The 21,559-nt window shown below is 58.1% G+C and carries 19 protein-coding genes; 9 read left to right on the forward strand and 10 right to left on the reverse strand.

Going from position 1 to position 21,559, the window contains the following annotated elements; genetic code table 11:
• The first annotated feature begins 95 nt into the window (after nucleotides 1-95).
• Nucleotides 96-719, forward strand: coding sequence for a pyridoxamine 5'-phosphate oxidase family protein (locus J5276_RS27630; RefSeq protein WP_025591660.1), 624 nt, complete (start codon nucleotides 96-98; stop codon nucleotides 717-719).
• Nucleotides 720-1,113: 394 nt separating this feature from the next.
• Here J5276_RS27630 and J5276_RS27635 read toward each other — a convergent pair whose 3' ends face one another.
• From J5276_RS27635 to J5276_RS27645, 3 genes are all read right to left on the reverse strand, one after another.
• Complete coding sequence (locus J5276_RS27635) at nucleotides 1,114-1,473, reverse strand: hypothetical protein (RefSeq protein ID WP_013637537.1); 360 nt, start codon at nucleotides 1,471-1,473, stop codon at nucleotides 1,114-1,116.
• A gap of 94 nt (nucleotides 1,474-1,567) precedes the next feature.
• On the reverse strand, nucleotides 1,568-2,191 hold the full coding sequence (locus J5276_RS27640) for a hypothetical protein (RefSeq protein WP_035200805.1): 624 nt from the start codon (nucleotides 2,189-2,191) through the stop codon (nucleotides 1,568-1,570).
• A gap of 295 nt (nucleotides 2,192-2,486) precedes the next feature.
• Complete coding sequence (locus J5276_RS27645; protein ID WP_013637539.1) at nucleotides 2,487-3,215, reverse strand: DeoR/GlpR family DNA-binding transcription regulator; 729 nt, start codon at nucleotides 3,213-3,215, stop codon at nucleotides 2,487-2,489.
• A gap of 338 nt (nucleotides 3,216-3,553) precedes the next feature.
• Between J5276_RS27645 and J5276_RS27650 the strand changes: the two genes are divergently transcribed.
• The 8 genes from J5276_RS27650 to J5276_RS27685 all read left to right on the forward strand — a co-directional run bounded on the left by J5276_RS27650 (nucleotide 3,554) and on the right by J5276_RS27685 (nucleotide 13,613).
• Complete coding sequence (locus J5276_RS27650) at nucleotides 3,554-4,600, forward strand: autoinducer 2 ABC transporter substrate-binding protein (RefSeq protein ID WP_209159973.1); 1,047 nt, start codon at nucleotides 3,554-3,556, stop codon at nucleotides 4,598-4,600.
• 71 nt (nucleotides 4,601-4,671) lie between these two features.
• The gene (locus tag J5276_RS27655) at nucleotides 4,672-6,171 is read left to right on the forward strand and encodes a sugar ABC transporter ATP-binding protein (RefSeq protein ID WP_065662796.1); all 1,500 of its coding nucleotides are present in this window, start codon (nucleotides 4,672-4,674) and stop codon (nucleotides 6,169-6,171) included.
• Nucleotides 6,172-6,184: 13 nt separating this feature from the next.
• On the forward strand, nucleotides 6,185-7,162 hold the full coding sequence (locus J5276_RS27660; RefSeq protein ID WP_003517007.1) for an ABC transporter permease: 978 nt from the start codon (nucleotides 6,185-6,187) through the stop codon (nucleotides 7,160-7,162).
• A 14-nt stretch (nucleotides 7,163-7,176) separates the two neighbouring features.
• Complete coding sequence (locus J5276_RS27665) at nucleotides 7,177-8,175, forward strand: ABC transporter permease (protein ID WP_013637542.1); 999 nt, start codon at nucleotides 7,177-7,179, stop codon at nucleotides 8,173-8,175.
• Between the two features lie 4 nt (nucleotides 8,176-8,179).
• Nucleotides 8,180-9,262 carry an aldose 1-epimerase family protein gene (locus J5276_RS27670; RefSeq protein WP_013637543.1) on the forward strand — a complete coding sequence of 361 codons (1,083 nt, stop codon included), beginning with the start codon at nucleotides 8,180-8,182 and terminating at the stop codon, nucleotides 9,260-9,262.
• Between the two features lie 25 nt (nucleotides 9,263-9,287).
• Entirely contained in the window at nucleotides 9,288-10,226 is a 939-nt protein-coding gene (gene rbsK, locus J5276_RS27675; protein ID WP_035200804.1) for a ribokinase, read from the forward strand.
• A 19-nt stretch (nucleotides 10,227-10,245) separates the two neighbouring features.
• Nucleotides 10,246-11,205 carry a deoxyribose-phosphate aldolase gene (deoC, locus tag J5276_RS27680; RefSeq protein WP_035201438.1) on the forward strand — a complete coding sequence of 320 codons (960 nt, stop codon included), beginning with the start codon at nucleotides 10,246-10,248 and terminating at the stop codon, nucleotides 11,203-11,205.
• A gap of 11 nt (nucleotides 11,206-11,216) precedes the next feature.
• Nucleotides 11,217-13,613 (forward strand): aldehyde dehydrogenase family protein, encoded by a 2,397-nt coding sequence (locus J5276_RS27685; RefSeq protein ID WP_035200802.1) that lies wholly within the window; start codon nucleotides 11,217-11,219, stop codon nucleotides 13,611-13,613.
• Between the two features lie 414 nt (nucleotides 13,614-14,027).
• Here J5276_RS27685 and J5276_RS27690 read toward each other — a convergent pair whose 3' ends face one another.
• The 7 genes from J5276_RS27690 to J5276_RS27720 all read right to left on the reverse strand — a co-directional run bounded on the left by J5276_RS27690 (nucleotide 14,028) and on the right by J5276_RS27720 (nucleotide 21,548).
• A complete protein-coding gene (locus tag J5276_RS27690) occupies nucleotides 14,028-15,779 on the reverse strand; it encodes a nitrilase-related carbon-nitrogen hydrolase (RefSeq protein ID WP_051376972.1) in 1,752 nt (583 codons plus the stop codon).
• 24 nt (nucleotides 15,780-15,803) lie between these two features.
• The gene (gene urtE / locus J5276_RS27695; RefSeq protein ID WP_035200801.1) at nucleotides 15,804-16,499 is read right to left on the reverse strand and encodes an urea ABC transporter ATP-binding subunit UrtE; all 696 of its coding nucleotides are present in this window, start codon (nucleotides 16,497-16,499) and stop codon (nucleotides 15,804-15,806) included.
• The gene (gene urtD, locus J5276_RS27700; protein ID WP_209159974.1) at nucleotides 16,499-17,248 is read right to left on the reverse strand and encodes an urea ABC transporter ATP-binding protein UrtD; all 750 of its coding nucleotides are present in this window, start codon (nucleotides 17,246-17,248) and stop codon (nucleotides 16,499-16,501) included. Before urtD ends, urtE begins: the two co-directional genes overlap by 1 nt.
• Nucleotide 17,249: 1 nt before the next feature.
• The gene (gene urtC / locus J5276_RS27705; RefSeq protein ID WP_013637551.1) at nucleotides 17,250-18,389 is read right to left on the reverse strand and encodes an urea ABC transporter permease subunit UrtC; all 1,140 of its coding nucleotides are present in this window, start codon (nucleotides 18,387-18,389) and stop codon (nucleotides 17,250-17,252) included.
• Nucleotide 18,390: 1 nt separating this feature from the next.
• Nucleotides 18,391-19,284 (reverse strand): urea ABC transporter permease subunit UrtB, encoded by an 894-nt coding sequence (gene urtB / locus J5276_RS27710; protein ID WP_013637552.1) that lies wholly within the window; start codon nucleotides 19,282-19,284, stop codon nucleotides 18,391-18,393.
• Nucleotides 19,285-19,440: 156 nt separating this feature from the next.
• Complete coding sequence (locus tag J5276_RS27715; RefSeq protein WP_209159975.1) at nucleotides 19,441-20,691, reverse strand: transporter substrate-binding domain-containing protein; 1,251 nt, start codon at nucleotides 20,689-20,691, stop codon at nucleotides 19,441-19,443.
• Between the two features lie 248 nt (nucleotides 20,692-20,939).
• Complete coding sequence (locus J5276_RS27720; RefSeq protein WP_006313570.1) at nucleotides 20,940-21,548, reverse strand: ANTAR domain-containing response regulator; 609 nt, start codon at nucleotides 21,546-21,548, stop codon at nucleotides 20,940-20,942.
• Nucleotides 21,549-21,559 lie beyond the last annotated feature (11 nt).

Consider the following 21,559-nt stretch of genomic DNA (forward strand, 5'->3'; position numbering starts at 1 on the left):
GTATAGCAGCGCAAAAAAATCGGGCTTGCTATAAGACAACTTAGGCTCACACCGGGAGACAGCGGTGCGAGCCTGCGTTAACAGGGGATTGAGACATGCCATATCATTTCCTTGAAGTCGCCGTGACGCCAAGCGTCAGAGCCGCTCAGTCTGCCATGGGCGTGGACCAGATCTGGTTGGGTAATGATAGCCGTCCCTCCGATACCCTCACAGAAGACGAGATCGCTTTCATCGCCGCACGTGACAGCTTCTATATGGCATCAGTCTCTGAAACGGGCTGGCCCTACGTTCAACATCGTGGAGGCAAAGCCGGTTTTCTCAAAGTCGTTGATCAACGAACTCTGGCCTTTGCCGATTATCGCGGCAACCGACAGTACATCAGCACCGGCAATCTGGCTGCCAACGACCGGGCCTGTCTTTTTCTGATGGATTACGCGCGAAGGGCGAGGCTTAAAATCTATGTTCATGTAGATCGGCTGACACTTGATGCCGACCCGACGCTCAACGATCTGGTATCCGACTCCACATATAAAGGCCGCGCGGAGGGGATTTTCAGGCTTCGGCTTGAAGCGTACGACTGGAACTGTCCCCAGCATATTACTCCGCGCTACACCCAACAGCAGGTCGAGCAGGCAGTCGCTCCCCTTCGTGAAAAACTGCTGCAATTAGAAACCGAAAACGCAGCCTTGCGAGCACAGTTGGGAGGACTTCAAACATGAATGAAGTTCTACGACCACTATGTCCCCCGTTCAGCGTGGTGGAGAAAGTGCTGCTTGCCGTTTGTTAGGATATCTGGCAGGCGCGTTCTTGGCCGCTCCTTTGAGCGCGCGCAACACCTGCAGTGATCAGCCGCATGGGGTACTAACGGTCTACCGGAAATAATTGTCAGCTTTCGGGCTTCCAGTTTGCGGTGAGGCCGTGACAACGCTTCCGACCGCCTTGTGTCGATTGCGGTAATTGTGGAAGAACGGCCAAGAATGTTGGCCGAGCCGCTGCTTTGAGGCTTGTGCCAATGCGTATCGGAGCACGCCATCAGGCAAGCACAAAAAGTGAGAGAAAATGTTCCGTTTTTCAGTGATAGTGGCTGCGTGCTTGAGCATCAGCGGATGCGGACTAACCAAGGTACCTGATTTTGTGCATGATCGCGACGTGAGCAAGCTGGATGCGGTAGGTGTCAGCCTGGAAGCCGCAAGAGCGATGGCGACGCGAAACGGCTTCCGATGCAACCAAAGCCTTGATCGAAACCGCACAGTCGTGGCCAAAGACAACGTCCAACGCAAGACCGATATCCTTGAGTGCCATAAAACCTCCTTTGATCTGGTCTGCCCGCAGCGACGATACGTGGTTTTCAATGCCGATCCGCAGAGCGGCATAGTTTACAGCGTGGGCCGGCGTATAACCCAACATTCCTGTTTCTAAACCGATGAACTTAAAATGCTCCGGCGTTGAACCTGCCGACGAATGTTCTTTCACGGCAAAGATCGCCGCTGGAACATTGACCCTGCCGATGAAATGTCAGGCCAAGTGCTGTGATCGCGCGTGATACCAAGAGTGCTGGCATAAGTGCTTAACGAAGCAGTCCGTCCACGTCGAACTCCTCCCAGCCGCCGAGCTTCGAGGCCGGATCATCGGAAGACGTCGTTGGCCGCTTCGCAACCTTCTTCTTGAGCGACCGCGTCAGCTTCGCCTGATATGCCGCGCGCCGCCTCTTTTCGGCTTTCGCCTCTGCATCCTCCACCCGCCATTCGTCCACAACGCCACGGTCGAGAAGGTCTTCGACCACCTTGGGGTCAAAGACATGGAACGTGATCTGACGGGCGCGGCCATTCAGTCTGACCGTTCGCGTCCCCGCGCTCGGCAGGCGACCGTCGGCAAGCCAACGATGCCGCTCGCTCGTCTTGATAGTCAGGATGTCCTCGATTTCGCGCGGGATTACCGGCAGTGCAGCGGCCTCCGTCACCACTTTTGTGACGATGGTCGCTGCTGCATTGAAGGCGGTCTTTTCACTGGCCGTCATCGCCAGGGTGAGGTCGACTCCTTCGAGCGAGATCAACTTTTTTGCATGAGCGGGCAGCCTTGCCTGTATTTCTTGAAGGACGCCTTTGGCGCGAACGGCCGACCCCATTGTCACGGTAGCCGGCAGGGTCCATGTTCTGATCAGTTCGATGTGATGTTTTTCATGCTTCGGCATGTCGCACAGATGGTGTTTGAGCGCGTTCAAGTCAAACAGCTAATTGATGGCACTCGTTCACTCGGCCAACTCGCTACGAGGCATGGAAGACACGTCTGATGAACATCAGCCGATCTTTCCTCTCCCTTCGTATTGCTGAAATCTTCCATCAGGATACGCAGGAATGGTGTAGCAGCAGGGGCGTTTCTGCCGGCTTTCTGGCCGGACTGCGGTGATGTTCGCCCTGGTGGGGCGAAAGATATCGCTGAGCTCTCTCTCCCGAGGCTTATTTGGGAGCCCTCGTTGTCGGTTTGTCTCAAGCCCAGGGTGAAGGCTGATCTGCAATAACTGAGTTGAAGTCGCCTATGGCAGCGTAGCGCGCGGCTCGCACCTTTCTGAATTTGCTGCTGTCCACCACCAGATGCTTTTGAACCGAGCGTTGCATAACCATCTGCTTGATCGGCACTTCATGAAAATGTGAGCAGGTGACGCCATGCTGTTCGTCCACGCCACCGGCAGACAAAAATGCCTTGTTGATATTGATGCGCTTCAGCACCTCGATACCCTCATCACCCGAAAACGAAGCCGCTTCCGGATGATAGACCCCCCCGAGCATGATCAGGCGGACATCGGTTCTGCTCGCCAGCTCCTCTGCAACATTGAGGGAATAGCAGATGACCGTGACATGGGCGTTTGCCGGAATTTGCCGCGCCAGATGCGGCATCGTCGTTCCGCAATCGATGAATACAGTGTCATATGGTTCGATTAGAGCTGCCGCCTGCGTGCAGGCGCGCGCCTTGGCAGTTGCATGGCTGTCCTTCTCCTGCTCGAGCACATAGTCGCTGCTGATGGCGCCATCCTGAACCGGAATGATGTAGCCGCCAAGACAGCTAAGCCGCTGACCGTCGGCGGCAATGTCGCGGCGAATGGTAATTTCGGATACGCCAAGCCGGGACGCTGCGTCCCGCAGCCTCAGGACACCCGTTTCCTGAACCAGCCCGGCCAGTGCGTCCAACCTGGCATTGTGTGCACTTATTCTGCTCACCTTATCTCCGCTTTCGGTTTGTCCCTGCGCTTCATATTTCGGTGTTAGTTTCCTTGCAATCGCCCCTCTCTACGCTTGACAGAAGAACAACAAACATGAAACGATCGAAACATAATGATCGGATTGTATCATAATAGTTCGCATTATCGGGAGAGGAAGACAACAGGTTTCTGGGTCACATCGTGGTCCATCTACCGGGGCGTGGGAAGCCTTTTCCGGGAGAATGAGGAGGCGTCGGACGCGTGAGGAGCGGATACCGGCGTTAGGGATCGACCATTGTCGGGTGCTGCGACTGGAATAGGTCCGGCACAGTGCAGTTTCAAAGGGAGGAGTTATCCGTGAACAAGATTTTCGCAACCATCGCGCTTGCTGCCACGCTTTCGGCGTCGGCTGTCTTTGCGCAGAGCGCCGTCGATACATCGAAGGTCAATAAGGAATTGATCACCGCGGCGAGTGGCAAGAAATACACCATTGCGACCGTCGTGAAGGTGGATGGCATCGCGTGGTTTGACCGCATGCGCGATGGCGTCGAGCAGTTCAAGGGCGATACCGGAAACGATGTCTGGATGGTTGGCCCAAGTCAGGCCGATGCCGCCGCCCAGGTACAGATTGTTGAAAATCTCATCGCGCAGGGCGTTGACGCCATCGCCATCGTGCCGTTCTCGGTGGAAGCGGTGGAACCGGTGCTCAAGAAAGCCCGCGATCGCGGCATTGTCGTCATCAGCCATGAGGCTTCCAATATCCAGAACGTCGATTTCGACATCGAAGCCTTCGACAACAAGGCCTATGGCGCGAACCTGATGAAGGAGCTCGGCAAATCCATGGGCGGCAAGGGCAAATATGTCGCCACCGTTGGCAGTCTGACGTCCAAGTCGCAGATGGAATGGATAGATGGCGCCGTCGAGTACCAGAAGGCCAACTTCCCGGAAATGTCGCAGGCGACCGAGCGGCTGGAAACCTATGACGACGCCAATACCGACTATACCAAACTCAAGGAAGCGATGACCGCCTATCCTGATATCACCGGTATTCTCGGCGCGCCGATGCCGACATCGGCAGGCGCGGGTCGCCTGATCGCCGAAGGCAGTCTGTCGGGCAAGGTCTTCTTCTCGGGCACGGGCCTGGTTTCCGTTGCCGGCGAATACATCAAGAACGATAACATCCAGTACATTCAGTTCTGGGATCCGGCCGTTGCCGGTTATGCCATGAACATGCTGGCTGTCGCGGTTCTCGAGAAGAAGAACGAGCAGATCAAGGCCGGCCTGAATATGGGCCTGCCCGGTTACGAAAGCCTGCTGGTTCCTGACGCCTCCAAGCCACATCTGCTCTATGGCGCAGGTTGGGTCGGCGTGACCAAAGAAAACATGGACAAGTACGACTTCTGATCCGAACCACGGAGGGAGGGGCAACCCTCTCTCCTTACACCCCGTGTTTTCCAGCCTTGCACGAGGCCATTATGACTGAAAATCTGATCGAGCTGCGCCATATCGGCAAGCGGTTTGGCGGCGTGAAGGCGCTCGACGACGTGTCGCTGAGCATTCGCCCGGGAGAAATCCATTGCCTTGCCGGTGAAAACGGTTCCGGTAAATCCACCGTCATCAAAATCATGTCCGGGGTTTACACGCCCGAGGACGGCGAGATTCTGATCGACGGGAAGCCTGTTGGCAAACTCGATCCGGTAAAATCCGTTCACCACGGTATTCAGGTGATCTATCAGGATTTTTCGCTGTTCGGTAACCTGACGGTCGCCGAAAACCTGGCGATCAATACATTCTTGATGGAAGGCCGCAAGACGGTCGACTGGCGACAGGTTCGTCAGCTGGCTCAAAAGGCGTTGGACCGCCTCGGCGTGAGCATCGATCTTGATGCGGATGTCGAAAGCCTGCCCACGTCGGGCAAGCAGATCGTGGCGATCGCCCGCGCTCTCATGGCCGATGCGCGCCTGATCATCATGGATGAGCCGACGACCGCGCTAACGCGCCACGAGGTCGATGCCCTGTTCAAGATCGTGCGCGATATTCAGGCGCAGGGCATTGCCGTTCTCTTTGTCAGCCACAAGATGCGCGAGATGCTCGAAATCAGCGAGCGCCTGACCGTTTTCCGCAACGGCAAGAAGGTTGCCGAAGGACCGATTGCCGAATTCGACGAGCCGGCAATCACACGCGCGATGACGGGGCAGGAACTGACCGCTCACAGCTACCAGTGGGCTCCTCGGGAGGGCGCCGACATGCCGGTGCTGGAAGTGCGCAATCTCTCGGTTCCGGGTTCGGTGGAAAATGCCGACCTGACGCTGAGGTCGGGCGAAATCGTCGGTATTTCGGGCTTGATCGGTTCGGGTCGCACCGAACTTGCACTGGCGCTGTTTGGCATGCGCCCTGACTTTACAGGTTCAGTGCGCCTTGCAGGCCGCGAGGTTCACCCGAGGACCGTTCAGGAAGGTATTGCCTGCGGTGTCGCCTATGTGCCGGAGGACCGCCTGACCGAGGGCCTGTTCCTGACACAATCGATCGAGCGCAATATCATTGTCACGTCGATTGAGAAATTTGTCCGCGGTCTTTTCATCAATCGTAAAAAGGCCGACGAAACGACCCGCGATATGTTCTCGGCCATGCAGATCGTGGCGCCGGGACCGCACACGCCGGTCAACCATCTGTCCGGCGGCAACGCACAGCGCGTGGTTCTGGCCCGCTGGCTGCTGACGGGCGCCAAAGTGCTGATCCTGAACGGCCCGACCGTCGGTGTCGATGTTGGTTCCAAAGCACAGATTCATAACATCATCCGCAAACTGGCCGAAAAGGAAGGCCTGTCCGTGCTGATGATTTCCGACGATGTCCCGGAACTGGTGCAGAACTGCAATCGCGTGGTGGTTATGCACCGCGGCCGTTTCGTTGATGAATTGTCCGGAGAAGGCATGACCGAAGACGCCGTTAATGACCGGCTCAAGACGCTGAATTGAGGGGCCGCAAAACATGAAATTCTTCAGAAGCACAGAATTTATTATCGCGGGCGTCTTGCTGGCGGCCATGGTCATTATTGGTACTATCAACCCCGCATTCTGGTCGCTGGACAACATTTTCGGGCTGCTGCGTTCCAATGTCGTGATCGGCATTATGGCGCTCGGCGTCCTGCTGGTGATGATTTCCGGCGGTATCGATGTTTCGTTCACGGCCTTTGCCATTGCAGCGATGTATCTGACTGTGCGCGCCATGGTCTATCTGGGTTATGACGGCGTGCTCGTTCCCTTCGTTGCGGCAACGCTGATTGGGCTGGCTCTTGGTGCGTTCAACGGTTTCATTATCCACCGTTTTAGGATGATCCCGCTGATCGTGACGCTTGGAACCGGATCGATCGTGCGTGGTCTGGTTCTAGGCCTCGTCGGCACCAGCATCGTCAACATCAACAAGATGCCAAAGGAACTGATCGGGTTCGGCAAAACCGACGTCATCTCGCTGACGTCGGCCACGGGATCGACTTTCGGCCTGACCGCGATGTTTGTGGTCTATATGGGTCTGGCATTGGTTATCCACCTCGTCCTCACCTACACCATGATCGGGCGCAGTGTTTATGCCTATGGCGGCTCGCCCGAAGCGGCCAAGCGCGTTGGCTTCAATACGGGCGCGACGATCTTCTTTGTCTATTGCGTTGCCGGTGCGCTGGCAGGTTTCTCAGGGCTGCTGCACTCATCGATGATCTGGCTTGCCAACCCGCGTGACTTTGTCGGTCTCGAACTCGACGTGATAGCGGCCGTGGTTCTGGGCGGGGCATCGATCTTTGGCGGACGCGGCACGGTTCTCGGCACGTTGATGGGCGTGTTCATGCTGGTGATGGTCAAAAACTCACTGATCATCATGAAGGTGGACACCACCTGGCAGCGCGTCGTTGTCGGCCTGATCATCATCGTCGCCACCGCCATCACCGCATGGCGCGATCGCAAAAGCATAGCGTAACGGGAGAGCGCATCATGAAAAATTCGTTCGATATGCGCCGGCTTCTCGGCAACGACAACAACATCCTTCAGCTCCTTGTGATCACCGTCATCGTCTTCGCGCTGATGACCTGGATGAACCCCGGCAAGTTCCTGAATTATTACAACTTCGAGTCCATCAGCTATATCATGCCCGAACTGGGGATCCTCTCCATCGCCATGATGATCGCCATGCTGACCGGCGGCATCGATCTTTCCGTGGTGGGGATTGCCAATCTGGCGGGTATCATCGCAGGCGTCTATTTCCATTCCACCATGGTTCAGGCAGGGCAATCCTCTACGTCGGGCATGGTGTTATACACCGGTCTTGGCATCCTGCTCGCCATGGCAGTCGGCTTGCTGGCCGGTTTGGTCAACGGCCTGCTGGTCGCGAAACTGCGGATTACGCCAATCCTTGCGACGCTTGGCACAGGCCAGGTCTTGATGGGACTGGCACTGGTGATGACCGGCGGGCCGGCGATCGTCGGTTTTCCCGATGCATGGAACTGGATCGGTAACGGTAAAATCTTCGGCATCGCGACTCCGTTCCTGCTGTTCGTCGCCGTGTGCATCATCGTGGCTATCCTGCTGACGCGCTCGACGCTTGGCATCAACCTGATGCTGATCGGGACCAATCCGCGGGCCGCAGTGTTTGCCGGCATCCGCAAAGATCGCATGATGCTGTATTCCTACATGCTGACCGGCGTTCTGGCGTCACTGGCGGGGATCATTCTGTCCGGCCGAACCAATGCAGCGAAATCCGACTACGGTGCGTCCTATCTGTTGCAGGCGGTGCTGATCGCGGTACTCGGCGGCACCAATCCCGCAGGCGGAAAGGGGCGGGTTCTTGGCATCGCCATCGCACTGATCGCCCTCATGCTGCTTTCCTCCGGCTTCCAGATGATGCGGTTCTCCAACCACCTTATCGACTTCATCTGGGGGGCATTCCTCATTCTCGTCATCGCCATCAATGCGTGGCGCAACCCCGGCAGGTGATCTCATGCAGGCGACGGAATTTCATCTCCGCAGGCAGGACTTTACAGACGTCCCGCATCTTCTGGCCGCAACCGATGGGCTGAAGGTCACCGCCTTCCGCTATGCCACCGGCATTGAGGCACTGCAATTGGACAACCGCCTCGGCCGGATCGTCATATTGCCTTTCATGGGGCAGATGATCTGGAGCGTGGCGTTCAACGGCGTCGACCTGACCATGGGAAGCCGCTTTGCCATACCACGACCGGCAGGTTCAATCGTCGAGACCTATGGGTGTTTTGCATTCCACAGTGGCATGCTGCGCAATGGTTGCCCGTCGCCGCAGGACAATCACCCCCTGCACGGTGAAATGCCCTGTGCCGCCATGGACAAGGCCGGTTTTGTCGTCGCCCACGACGCGCGCGGCGCCTATGTTCGGGTAACAGGCGAAGTTGAATATGTCATGGGCTTCGGCGCCAATTATCTCGCCCGCCCCAGCGTGACTTTGCACGCTGAAGACACGCTTTTTGACATGGTCATGGATATCCAGAACCTGTCATCAGCGCCCATGGACCTCATGTATATGTGCCATGTGAACTTTGCTTATGCCGAGGGTGCACGCATCGTTCAGCCCGTGCCGTATACGCCGGAGCAGGTGAAGGTGCGCACGGCCGTGCCCGGCCATGTGACGCCAAACCCCGATTATCTTTCCCTGCTGGAGACGCTGGCAAAGCAGCCTTCAGCCATGGAAGTGCTTAACGAGCCGCAACGTTACGACCCCGAACAGGTGTTTTACATTAACGGCCTGCCGACGGACGGCGAGGGGCTTACGCATCTGATGATGCAGCGGCGTGAGGGCGATGGCTTTGCCATCTCCTATCCGCTTGCCGCCTTCCCGAAGACGGTGCGCTGGATCCTGGTCAATGGGGATTCGCAAGTTGCCGCATTTGCCCTGCCGTCGACCTGCGAGCCGGAGGGCTATCTGGCGGAGAAGGCCAAGAACAACGTGCAGAGCCTGGCACCGGGCGAACGCAGGGCGTTTCCGGTACGGCTCGGCTATCTCGATTGCGCTGCCGCCGATCAGTTCGGCGCCAGGATCAGCGCCCTTTGAAACAGGATATCCAGGGAATTTCGGCATGAGCAAGAAAATCGGGGTCGTAGGCTCCAACATGGTCGACCTTATCACCTATGTGAACCGTATGCCCGGACCGGGCGAGACGCTTGAGGCTCCCGCCTTCGAAATGGGTTGCGGCGGCAAGGGCGCCAATCAGGCGGTGGCTGCGGCGCGTCTTGGCGCTGACGTCATGATGGTCACCCGGGTCGGTGACGATGTCTTCGGCGACAATACCATTCGCAATCTCGAGAGCTTCGGCGTGGATACGCGTCACGTGGTGAAGGTTGCCGGCAAGTCCAGTGGCGTCGCGCCGATTTTCGTCGAGCAGTCGGGCGAGAATTCGATCCTCATCGTCAAGGGCGCCAATGCCGATCTTCTGCCGGCAGAGGTCGACAAGGCGGCCGCCGATCTGAAACAGTGCGGCCTGATCCTCATGCAGATGGAAGTGCCGGTTGAGACAGTCTATCACACCATCGAACTTGCGGCCCAAAACGGTATCGAGACGATCCTCAATCCTGCGCCCGCCGCTGCCAATCTCGATCCGGAGCGTATTCGCCAGGTAACGTTCCTCGTTCCGAACGAGAGCGAGCTGGCATTACTGTCCGGCTTGCCGACCGAGACCGACGAAGCAATCATCACTGCCGCCCGTTCCATGATCGCACGCGGTATCCGTACCGTCATCGTGACGCTGGGCGGACGTGGCGCGCGCATGATTACGTCAGATGAGATCGTCAATATCGAGCCCGTCAAGGTAACGCCGAAAGACACCACCGGCGCTGGCGACGCCTTTATTGGCTCCTTTGCCCGCTTTTATGCCGAAACGGGAGAGGTCGTGTCCTCACTGAAGAAGGCATCTCTCTATGCGGCGCATTCCATCACCCGTCCCGGAACACAGAAGGCCTACGCCAGCATCGAAGAGTTCGAGGCATTCTGCCGCGAACATGACCATGCCGCAGCCTGACCAGAAGAATGGACAGAAAATGAGCGAAGCATTCCCCAGAAACAACGGCACGGCTCTCAAACCGGAATGGTTTGAAGATGTATCGGTCAATCGCAGTGCCTCTGAACGGCGGGCAGCAACAATCACCACCCGGCGCTCGGTCAAGAAGGAATATCAGGTTGCCTGGCAGATCAAGGCGATTACCTGCATCGATCTGACAACGCTGTCCGGCGACGACACGCCCGGTCGTGTGCGCCGCCTGTGTGCGAAAGCGCGACGTCCGGTCAGGGACGACATTCTTGAGGCACTCGGTCTTGCTGACGCCGGTATCACAACCGGTGCCGTCTGCGTCTATCCGACCATGGTGTCTCATGCCGTCAAGGCGCTGGAAGGCACAACTATTCCGGTCGCATCGGTGGCGACGGGCTTTCCGTCCGGCCTCACTCCGCTACCGCAGCGGCTGGCAGAAATCCGCTATGCCGTCGAGCAGGGCGCTAAGGAAATCGATATCGTCATTACTCGCGAGTTCGTTCTGACGCAGAACTGGCCAGCACTTTATGATGAGATCGCCGCGATGCGTGAAGCCTGTGGCGACGCCCATATGAAGGCTATCCTGGCGACGGGTGATCTCAATACGCTGACCAATGTCTATCGCGCCTCGATGGTGGCGATGCAGGCGGGGTCGGACTTCATCAAAACCTCGACCGGCAAAGAAGAAGTCAACGCCACTCTGCCGGTCAGTCTGACCATGGTGCGTGCGCTGCGCGACTACGGCGAACTGACTGGCCAGATGGTCGGCTTCAAGCCTGCAGGCGGCTTGAAGACAGCGAAGGACGCGTTGTCATGGCTGACGCTGATGAAGGAGGAGCTGGGCAATCGCTGGTTGGAACCGGACCTGTTCCGCATCGGCGCCAGCTCGATGCTTGGCGATATCGAGCGCCAGCTCGAACATTTCGTAACCGGTCGCTATTCCAGCGCTCACCATCACGCTGCCGCATAAGGACTGAAAAAATGCGACCCATCAAGGACATTTTGGAAACCATGGAGTATGGACCTTCCCCCGAAGCCAATGGTGATGTGAAACAGTGGCTCGACGCGCATGGACGCTCGTTTGGACATTATATCAACGGCCGGTTCGTTTCTCCGGAGGGCCGCGAGACCATTTCCGTGTCAAACCCCGCGAACGGGGATAAGCTGGCGGAAATCATTCGCGGCAATGAGGAAGACGTCGATCAGGCGGTCAAGGCCGCCCGCACGGCCTTCGCAAAATGGTCGAAGCTGTCGGGTCACGAGCGCGCTCGTTACCTCTATGCCATTGCCCGACATGTACAGAAGCGCGAGCGCTTCCTGTCCGTTCTGGAAACGATGGACAACGGTAAGCCGGTTCGCGAAACCCGCGATATCGACATCCCACTCGTCGCCCGCCATTTTTACCATCACGCCGGATGGGCCGAAATGGTGGAAGACGAGTTCCGTGGTTTCTCGCCGGTCGGTGTTTGCGGTCAGGTGATCCCGTGGAATTTCCCTCTGCTGATGTTGGCCTGGAAGATTGCGCCGGCGCTTGCTGCCGGCAATACCGTGGTACTTAAGCCTGCAGACCTCACACCGCTGACCGCTGTCGCCTTTGCGGAAATCTGCCACGAGGTCGGCCTTCCCGCCGGTGTCGTCAACATCGTGCAGGGCGATGGCTCGACAGGCGCTGCAATCTGCGGCCATGACGGCGTCGACAAGGTTGCCTTCACCGGCTCGACCAAGGTCGGTCGCGTTATTCGCGAGCAGATTGCCGGTTCGGGCAAAAAGCTGTCGCTGGAACTGGGCGGCAAGTCACCATTCATCGTTTTCGAGGATGCAGATCTCGATGCGGCGGTTGAAGGTGTTGTTGACGCGATCTGGTTCAATCAGGGCGAAGTCTGCTGCGCCGGTTCCCGCCTGCTGGTGCAGGAAGGTATTGCCGATAAATTTTATGCACGGCTGAAAAAGCGGTTGGAAACCCTGCGGGTCGGCGATCCGCTCGACAAGTCGACCGATGTCGGCGCGATTGTTTCGGCCACGCAGGTGAAACGCATCACGGATCTGGTACGCAAGGGCGTGGAAGAGGGCGGTGAACTTTGGCAGAGTTCCAACCCGTTGCCGGCCACCGGCAATTTCGTCGCTCCCGGCTTCTTCACCGAAGTCGATCAGGCATCGACGGTTTGTCAGGTGGAAATCTTTGGCCCGATCGCTGCGGCGACCACCTTCCGCACGCCGGATGAAGCCGTTTCGCTGGCCAACAATACCCGTTACGGCCTTGCCGCCTCCATCTGGTCGGAAAACATCAATGTCGCGCTTGATCTGGCCGCCCGCGTCAAGGCAGGTGTAGTCTGGATCAACTGCACCAACATGCTCGATGCCGGTGCAGGTTTTGGCGGCTACCGCGAAAGTGGCTTCGGTCGCGAAGGTGCGCGCGAGGGGCTTTACGAATATCTGGCGGCAGACTGGGAAAAGAGCCTGCCGGTCACAAAGCCCGCTGAAGCCTTCACGCCATCTGCATTGCCGAACGCTGACAGCAAGATGGCGATCGATGGCCTTGATCGAACCATGAAGAACTACATCGGCGGCAAACAAGCCCGCCCCGACGGTGGCTACAGTTATTCGGTGACCGGCAAGGGCAACACCGTGATTGGCATGGCCGGAATAGGCAGCCGCAAGGACATCCGCAATGCTGTGGAAGCAGCGTCCAAGGCAGGCAGCTGGAGTTCAGCAACCGCCCATAACCGTGCTCAAGTGCTCTATTATCTTGCAGAGAACCTTGATGCACGGCGTGACGAATTTGTCGCCCGCATCATCGATAGCACCGGTGTCAGCGAAAAGAAGGCAAAGGACGAAGTCGACGCATCTCTGCGCCGTATTTCCTATTATGCCGCCCAGGCAGACAAGTTCGATGGCGCCGTGCACTCCACCAAGTCACGTCACGTCACGCTTGCCATGAACGAGCCTTGGGGCATCGTCGGGATCGTTTGCCCCGATGAGGCACCCCTCCTGTCGTTGGTGTCGCTGGTTCTACCTGCAATCGCCATGGGCAATCGCGTTGTGGTGGTCCCGTCGTCTCGCCATCCATTGATTGCCGGTGATTTCTACCAGGTGCTGGACACGTCGGATATGCCCGGCGGGGTCATCAACATTGTGACCGGCGAAAGCGATCTGCTTGCAAAGACACTCGCCGAGCATGATGACGTTGCGGCTGTCTGGTATTTCGGCTCGACCGAGGGAAGCACGATGGTCGAGCGTGCTTCTGCAGGCAACCTGAAGGCCACCTGGGTCAATAATGGCCGTCAGCCCGATTGGCTAAATCGCACCGAAGCGCAGGGTCGTGATTATCTGCGCAGGGCGATCCAGGTGAAGAACATTTGGGTGCCATACGGAGCCTGACCGGCATTGTGCACGGGCGACAACTGACAAAATGGCTTACGGAGGCCAACGGTCTCCGTAGGTTTTTTGAGTTATACTAATTGCTGCAACCGCATCTTTGCCCTGTTGGTCAATCTGGGAACGTCATTGGCGCAACTTCTGGGTTTCGAGCGGAACGAGGGACTGCGCTGCAGCCACTTGCCGGTTTCCGGCGGATCGGCGATGACGCCAGTGAAAATTGATGTTCCAGCGCCAGTCTGAGCGAGGCTGGCGAGGGGCGGCTGATCAAGTCCCGCCTTGACGACCCCACCGTCGGAAATCACCAGGACACGCGCTCCGAGCTTGGACTTGAGCTTTGAAAGCCTTGCGCTGCAGCCCGTCCCGCAATTATCTGCGGGACGGGCGTGAACGTGAATGTCAACATTGTGCCGACTTTTACTGATGCCATTTGACGAGAGGCTGATAGTGATGCGGCTGACGCATGACGACAAGGTCTTTTCGCCGGACGATGTTCGTCGGATATGGCGTGTCGAGATTGGTGGTATCGACAGCCGCAGCGGCAATCCCCTCCTCATCCAGGATCGCCGATTCCTGACGTGGAAAAGCAAAGGAATCCGGCCCGAATACCGCACTCTTGCCCAAATAACCCTTTTCCTGGTCCAGCACATTGGCGAAGGCGAAATAGACGTTGTTTTCGCCGCCGCGAACGCGAAGCGCATGCCAGTGGTAGGGATCGGCGCCCTTTGGGATCGGATAGTTGTGCGGGATTTTCGTACCGCCATGGCTGCCGGTGAAGGTGCCGGCGATCGCCGAAGAGCAGGCAACAAGATCGCATCCCATGAGTGAAAGCGAACGGATGGCTTCCGGATAAAGCGCGTCGTGGCCAATCGCCAGGCCCACCCGGCCAATGGCAAGGTCGTAGATTTTCCATTCGTCGCCGGCCGTTGCCCAACTGTCGGCGACGCCCAGATGCGTCTTGCGATAGCTGCCCACCAGCCCCTCGGGCCCTGCAAGCACCACGCTGTTATAGATCCTGTCTTCGTCCGCTTCGGCAAATCCGGCGACGAGATAAAAGCCGAGCTTCATGGCCAGACGAACGAAGGCGGATACGGTGGGACCAGACAGCGGCTCCGCCCGCGTTTGCGGGGCCTCAAGTCCGGTCAGCGAAAGTTCCGGGAACACCAGAATGTCCGGCGCCGTTGTCGCCTTAGCCTCGTTTGCGAGCCTTGTTATGTGGGCAATATTGTCTGCAATGACCGAGGTTGGCGCGAACTGGGCAACGGCTGCACGCGATCTGCGTCCGCGCGGGATTGGCTGATAGCCATAGAGGCGGAAATAATCGCCAGGGTTCCAGGTGAAACTGTTGGTCATCATGTTCATGTAGAGCTCGGGCCGGCGCGTCTTGAAGACCGGTTCGCTTAAGACCTCGCGGCGACGGGCACGGGCAAGATCGACCTTGCCATAGGCAATTCCGTCGCCTGTGTCGATGGATGCGGCAACCGTTCCGTCGGGCTCGATCAGGCAACTTCCCCCGGAAAACTGCACGGTTCTTTCCAGACCCCACCGATTACTTTCGATGACATAGCAGGCATTTTCGAAGGCGCGGTTGATCCAGTAGGGAGCGGGCGCGCGCTCCTGCAGCCAGTTGGAGATGTGGCATATGATGTCGGCACCGGCCAGAGCCTCCAGCCGCGCCGTCTCGAAGAAGTGCAGATCCATGCACACCAGCATTGAAATACGTCCGATCTCCGTTTCGAAGACCTCGTGCACGATGTCGCCATTTGCGGCCCATTTTGGCTCGGCGATATAGGGATGCGACTTGCGGTGCCGACCAACGATGCCATCCGGACCGATCAGAACTGCCGTATTGTAATAGAGATCGCTCGACGGATCGACTTCCGGCATGCCCACGACGATATAGCAGCGGTGTTTGCGGGCAATCGCCTGGAAAACATCGGTGGTCGGTCCGGGGATCGCCTCGACGAAGGGCTTCACCTCGGCCCTGTCGAACCAGCAATAGCCTGTCGTCCCCATTTCGGGGGTGACGATCAGGCGGGCGCCGGCCTGCGCCGCTTCCTCGCAAAGGGCGCTCAGCCGGCTGATATTGCGCGCCTTTTCGAACATGGTCGGTTCGAACTGGATAGCGGCGGCGGTGTAGCTCTGTGTCGGTGTCATGATTGTTCCCATTGTCTTATGAAAGGATGCGTCTTTTCAAACAGCCATATGCCTATGAACCAGCGCGTCGGAGAGCGCGTCGATGGCGCCGGCCGCGACCACACCTCCCTTCTCCAGCATGGCGAAGTGGTGAGAGGCATGCCGCGCAAATGCAACGTTCTGCTCGACGAGGATGATCGTCATGCCGATCTCGCGATTGAGCCGGATGATGATCTTTTCAATCTCCTCGACGATCGAGGGCTGGATGCCTTCATTGGGTTCATCGAGAAGCAGTACCTTCGGATCCGCGGCCAGTGCGCGGGCGATGGCGAGCTGCTGTTGCTGGCCGCCCGAAAGCACACCGCCCGGCCGATCGAGGTTGGCCATCAGGTATGGAAAAAGCTCCGGCACCAGTGCCGGAATTTCGCGTTTGCGATCGGTGCGCGCAAAGGCGCCCATCAGGATGTTCTCGCGGATGGTGAAATCGGGAATGATCTCCCGGCCCTGGGGGACGTAGGCGATCCCGGCCCGTGCCCTCATATGCGTCGAAGATGAGCCTATGTCTTTCCCCTGCAGATACATCTCGCCCGTCATACGGTCGGTCAGCGCCATCAGGGTTTTCAACAGGGTCGTCTTGCCGGTACCGTTGCGGCCAAGAATGCTGGTTACCTTTCCCGCCGGGATATCAAGCGTGACGCCGTGCAGAATATGGCTGCGGCCGTAATAGCTGTGTACGTTTTTCAATGTCAGCATCAGGATATTCCTTTCGAACCGAGATAGGCCTCGCGGACCTTCGGATTGCTCTCGATATCCTCGACGCTTCCTTCGGCGAGAATCTCTCCCAGATGCAGAACGGTGATGCGTTCGGCGATTTCACGGACGAACCCCATGTCGTGCTCGACGACGAGGATGGTGTGGCGGCCTTTGAGATTTTTGATGATCTGGGCCGTCTTGCGGGTTTCGGCCTGGGTCATGCCCGCCGTCGGCTCGTCGAGCAGAACAACCTTGGGATCCTGGACGATGAGCATGCCCAGTTCCAGCCATTGCGTCTGGCCATGACTGAGATAAGCCGCAGTCACATTCTCCTCCGCTTCGAGGCCGGTGAGGGCGAGTACCTCATCGACGCGTTTGGCTTCGGCGCGCGAAAATCCAAACCGGAGATTGGCAAACACCGATGGATTGCGGCAATTGGCGACCTCCAGATTCTGCCGCACGGTGAGATCGCGAAAAACGCTGGGGATCTGGAATTTTCGACCGATCCCGGCGCGGGCGATCTTGTGTTCCGGCCAGTTGGTGATGTCTGTGTCGTAGACGAAGACCCTGCCTTTTGTGCTGCGGGTCTTGCCGCTGACCAGGTCCATCAAAGTTGTCTTTCCGGCGCCATTTGCGCCGAGCAACACACGCAACTCGCCATCGCGAACGGTAATGCTGACATTGTTGACGGCTCTGAATCCGCCAAAATCGACGCTGAGACCGTCGATGGTCAATGCGATTGCACTCATATTACAATGCCTCGCTTTGTTGCTGTAACGATGAGGATGCCGGGCCTGGTTTGACACGGCGGATAAACTGCCGCAGCACATCGTGCGCGACGCCGCCAAGGCCCCGCGGCATGAACAGGACGACAAGGACGAAGATGAGGCCGATGATCGCTTTCCAGGCCTCGACCAGCGCTTCGGTCTCGCTGACCTCGGCCTCGATCATGTTGATCAGGATCGCGCCGATGCAGGCGCCGAGCAGGGAGGAGCGGCCGCCAACGGCAGCCCAGACGACCATCGTCACCGAGAAAGACAGGTCCATGAAGGTCGGCGAGGCGAACTCCGCGACGACCACATAGAGCATGCCGGCGACGCCGGCGATGCCGGCAGAAATGACAAAGAAGAATACCTGGTAAAGCGAGACGTCGAAGCCAAGATAGCGGGCGCGAAGCTGATCGTCGCGGATCGCCTGCAGGATCATACCTGCACGGGTCTCCACAATGAGACGCGCGCCGATGAGCGTCAGGGACAGGCAAGCGGCGCACAGATAATAGGTTGCCCGGCTGTAGGGGTCGAATTCGATGCCGCCGATCGTCAGCCAGCCAAGATCGGTCAGGCCGTTGAAGCCGTTCGTCACCGGTTGCGCATCGACCATGACGAGACGCACAAGCAGAACAAGCGCCAGGGTGATGATCGAGACGAAGACACCGGAAATGCGCTTGCGGAAAACCAGCATGCCGAGTGCCCCGGCAATCACGACGGGAAGCACGATGCCAAGCACGAGACCCACGGACTGGCTCTGAAACGGAAGCCAGAGGAAGGAGCCCTTGTTGATACAGCAAAGTTCCGTCGGCGCGCCGGGCTCGGCATTCCACAGCATGAAATCCGGAACCGGCCTGTCGGAGCCCTGTTGCAGACTGGTCAGGCTCGACAGTTTCAGCGACATGGCGAGCATGTAGGCGCCCAGGCCAAAAAACAGCCCTTGGCCGAGATTGAGAATGCCGGCATATCCCCATGTGAGCGCAATGGCGACGCCGAGCATGCCGTAGACCAGATATTTCGAAATGCGGTTCAGCCAGAATTCGTCACCGAAAACCGGCGCTGCAAAAATCACCGCGATGAAAAGCACATAGGCGGCGATCTGGAATTTTCGTTCGATGCTCATGTTAGCGCCCCTTGAACGAGAATAGCCCGCTGGGCTTGACGAGAATGACGAGGATGACGACCCCGAAGACGACGGCGCGCGCCAGAATGTCGTTCGTTCCAATCGCCACCAGCGCATTGATTTCGCCCAGAAGCCCTGACGACAGAGCCGTGCCGAAAAGGCTGCCGACCCCGCCGGTCACCACGACCATGAAACCGTCAACGACCATCGTCGTGCCCATGTCGGGGAAAACGGTCTTGAAGCCGGACATCATTACGCCGGCGACGCCCGCAAGGCCGGAACCGAAGGCGAAAGTCAGGGCATTGATGCGTTTCACATCGATGCCGCAAGCGGCAGCCATTTTTGGATTACGGATGATGGCGCGCACCTGCATGCCCGCTGTCGTCCGGTAGAGAATGAACCATGTCGCCAGCGTCAACGTGGCCGTCACCGCGATGATGAAGGTGCGATACGCGTTGATGTCGGCGCCGGCGAACCTGAAGGTGCCCTGCAGATACGAAGGCACGGCGACGTTTTGCAGTCCGGCTCCCAGGCCCTCGATATGAATGCCGAAAAAGCTGAGGCCGAATTCGAGCCTTACGGCCTGCTGCAAAAGGATGGCAATGCCCCAGGTGGCAAGAAGCGTGTCGAGCAGGCGGCCGTAAAGCCTGCGCACCACCACCCGCTCGATCACCAGGCCGAGCAGGGCGGTCACGACAAAAGCTAAGGGAATTGCGAACAGAAGGCCTGTTTTCAGCCAGATGCCCGAGAGGACGGCGACGTAGGCACCGATCATGACCATTTCGCCGTGGGCCATGTTGATGACGCCCATGGCGCCGTAGGTGATGGCAAGACCGAGTGCCACCAGAAGAAGGATTGAGCCGAGACTGAGGCCGATAAAGAGAATGTCGAGCATAACGCCACCGTTCGTGAGAAGGGCGGATCAGACTTTGTCCTGCTCCTTGCCTGCCCCAAAATCGGGTTGGCACCGAGCAGAGGAAAAAACGCAGATCCGCCTTGCCGAGACATGATCCCGCCAGGCATGGCTGGCGGGAGGACGCGGAAAGAGGGGTCAGCCCTTGAGCTTTGCTGCGTCGAGACCGTTGCTGGTGCAGAAAAGATTGCTTTCCGTCTCGCCATAGGCCGAATAGGGCAGCGGCTTGATCGGTGACGGGTAGGCGTTCACGACCTTGCTTTGTCCATCCGGCTGCCATTGGCCGATACGCGGCGTCAGCCAGCAATGCAGGTTGTCGGGGTCGGTGGTCACCTTGCCGCCGGGCGCGTCATAGGTCTGGCCACGAATGCCGGCCCGGATAGCATCGGCGGACAGATCGCCGGATTTCTCGACAGCCTGCTTCCACAGGAATACCTGAAAATAGGCCGCCTCGAGAGAATGATATGTCACGGCTTTCGGATCGTTGACGAATGTCCTGAAGCGGTCGATGAAGCTCTTGTTTGCAGGCGTTTCGATCGACATGAAATAAGGGAATGAGGTGTAGCTGCCCGCCGCATATTCAGCACCCATGGCCGCTATCTCGATCTCGGACGTGACCGTCGCGCAGATCGGGATGACCTCCTGCGACAGGCCCTGGTTCTTGAACTCGCGGTAGAAGGCGATGATCGAGTCTCCGACGACGTTGGAAAGAACGACATCGGCACCTGATTCCTTGATCTTGCTGACCATCACGGCCCATTCGGAGTGGCCCAGTTCCAGATATTCGTCCGCCACCCATTCGGCGCCCGCCGCTTCGATCAGTTTCTTGGAAACCTTGGCCATCTCGCGCGGATAGACATAATTCGAGCCGACGATGAAGAACTTCTTCTTGCCCAGTTTCTCGACGATCCAGGGAATGTAGTTGGAGAGCTGCTGGTTTGGAACGGCGCCGGAATAGACGACGTTGCGCGAGCATTCGAAGCCTTCATAATGCGTCTGGTAGAACAGCATTGCGCCGCGCCGTTCGAAGATCGGCAAAACCGCCTTGCGGCTGGCAGAGGTATGGCAACCGAATACGGTGGAAATCTTGTCCTTGAGGATCAGTTTCGAAGCCTTCTCGCTGAAGGTTTTCGGATCGGAAGCCCCATCTTCCACCACCACTTCGACCTGGCGGCCGAGAATGCCGCCCGCCGCGTTGATTTCGGCCACGGCCATCATGACACCGTTGGCGAGAAGCTTCTCGGCGACAGAAAGCCCGCCGGTCTGGGAGTAGAGCGCACCGACCTTTATAGCATCGGCTGCAAAGGCCCGGCCGCCCAGCGCCGGCAAGGCGAGTGCGGCTGAAGCGGTGGCTGCGGTTTTCAGAAATTCACGTCTGTTGAACACCATCTTGGTTCCCCTTTTTTTGATTGGCGCACGCGACGGCACTGCCCGGCTCTATGGCGAGGCTTTCATGCCGAAAATATTGGAGGGCTGACGTCACTGTCAGCAGATAACAAAAAACCCGCGAGGCTTGTCACAGCCTGCGGGCACCCTTGCCATCACCGCATCACGGCTTTTGCCGCGTGCAACAGCGACACATGGCTTCGCAAAAGGAAGGGATGTGCCGGAGGTGTTCATCTGGAACACACGAAAAACTAATCATGTTTTTGGGGAGGGCGCAAGAGCTGTTCGGCACTGATAATCGAATTGGCGATCTCATCGATCGGCACGCGCCGGGCCATAGCCTGCTCGCGCATTTCGCGATAGGCTTCATTCTCGCTGGTGCCGCGATTGGCCATCAGAATGGCTTTTGCCCGGGCGAGTTTCTGGTCGCCCAATACCTTGCGCTTGTATTTGCGCGCCTCTTTGACCAGCTTTTGCCGCTCGAGCCAGAGGCTGCGGGCGATGGCGAGATTGGTCAGCAGGCCGAAAGGTTTGATCGGTCTCTCGACAATGGCGAGAGCGCCGCTCTCCAGAACGATCTGCAACGTCGAGGGGTTTTCGTAACCGACGATGGCGAGCATGGTCGGAGCGGGATTGGGGAGGCACTTCAGCAGGCGTTCGATTTCCGGTCGCGCCTCGTCTTCCATGGCAAGAAAGACGACATCCGTGCCGTGTGGCAACTCGGCAGGGACCGGCCAGAGGCAACTGACCGTACAACCGATACGGCGCAGGTGATCGACGAGAAACTCTCCTTCGGATGTCCGGGGATGAATCACCAGAACCTTGAGGTCCCGCAAATCTCTGAGAAGGGCGAAAGACATCGTCGCTCCTT

The organism is Agrobacterium sp. S7/73, assembly GCF_019355535.1.
In the GTDB taxonomy this organism is placed as follows: domain Bacteria; phylum Pseudomonadota; class Alphaproteobacteria; order Rhizobiales; family Rhizobiaceae; genus Agrobacterium; species Agrobacterium tumefaciens.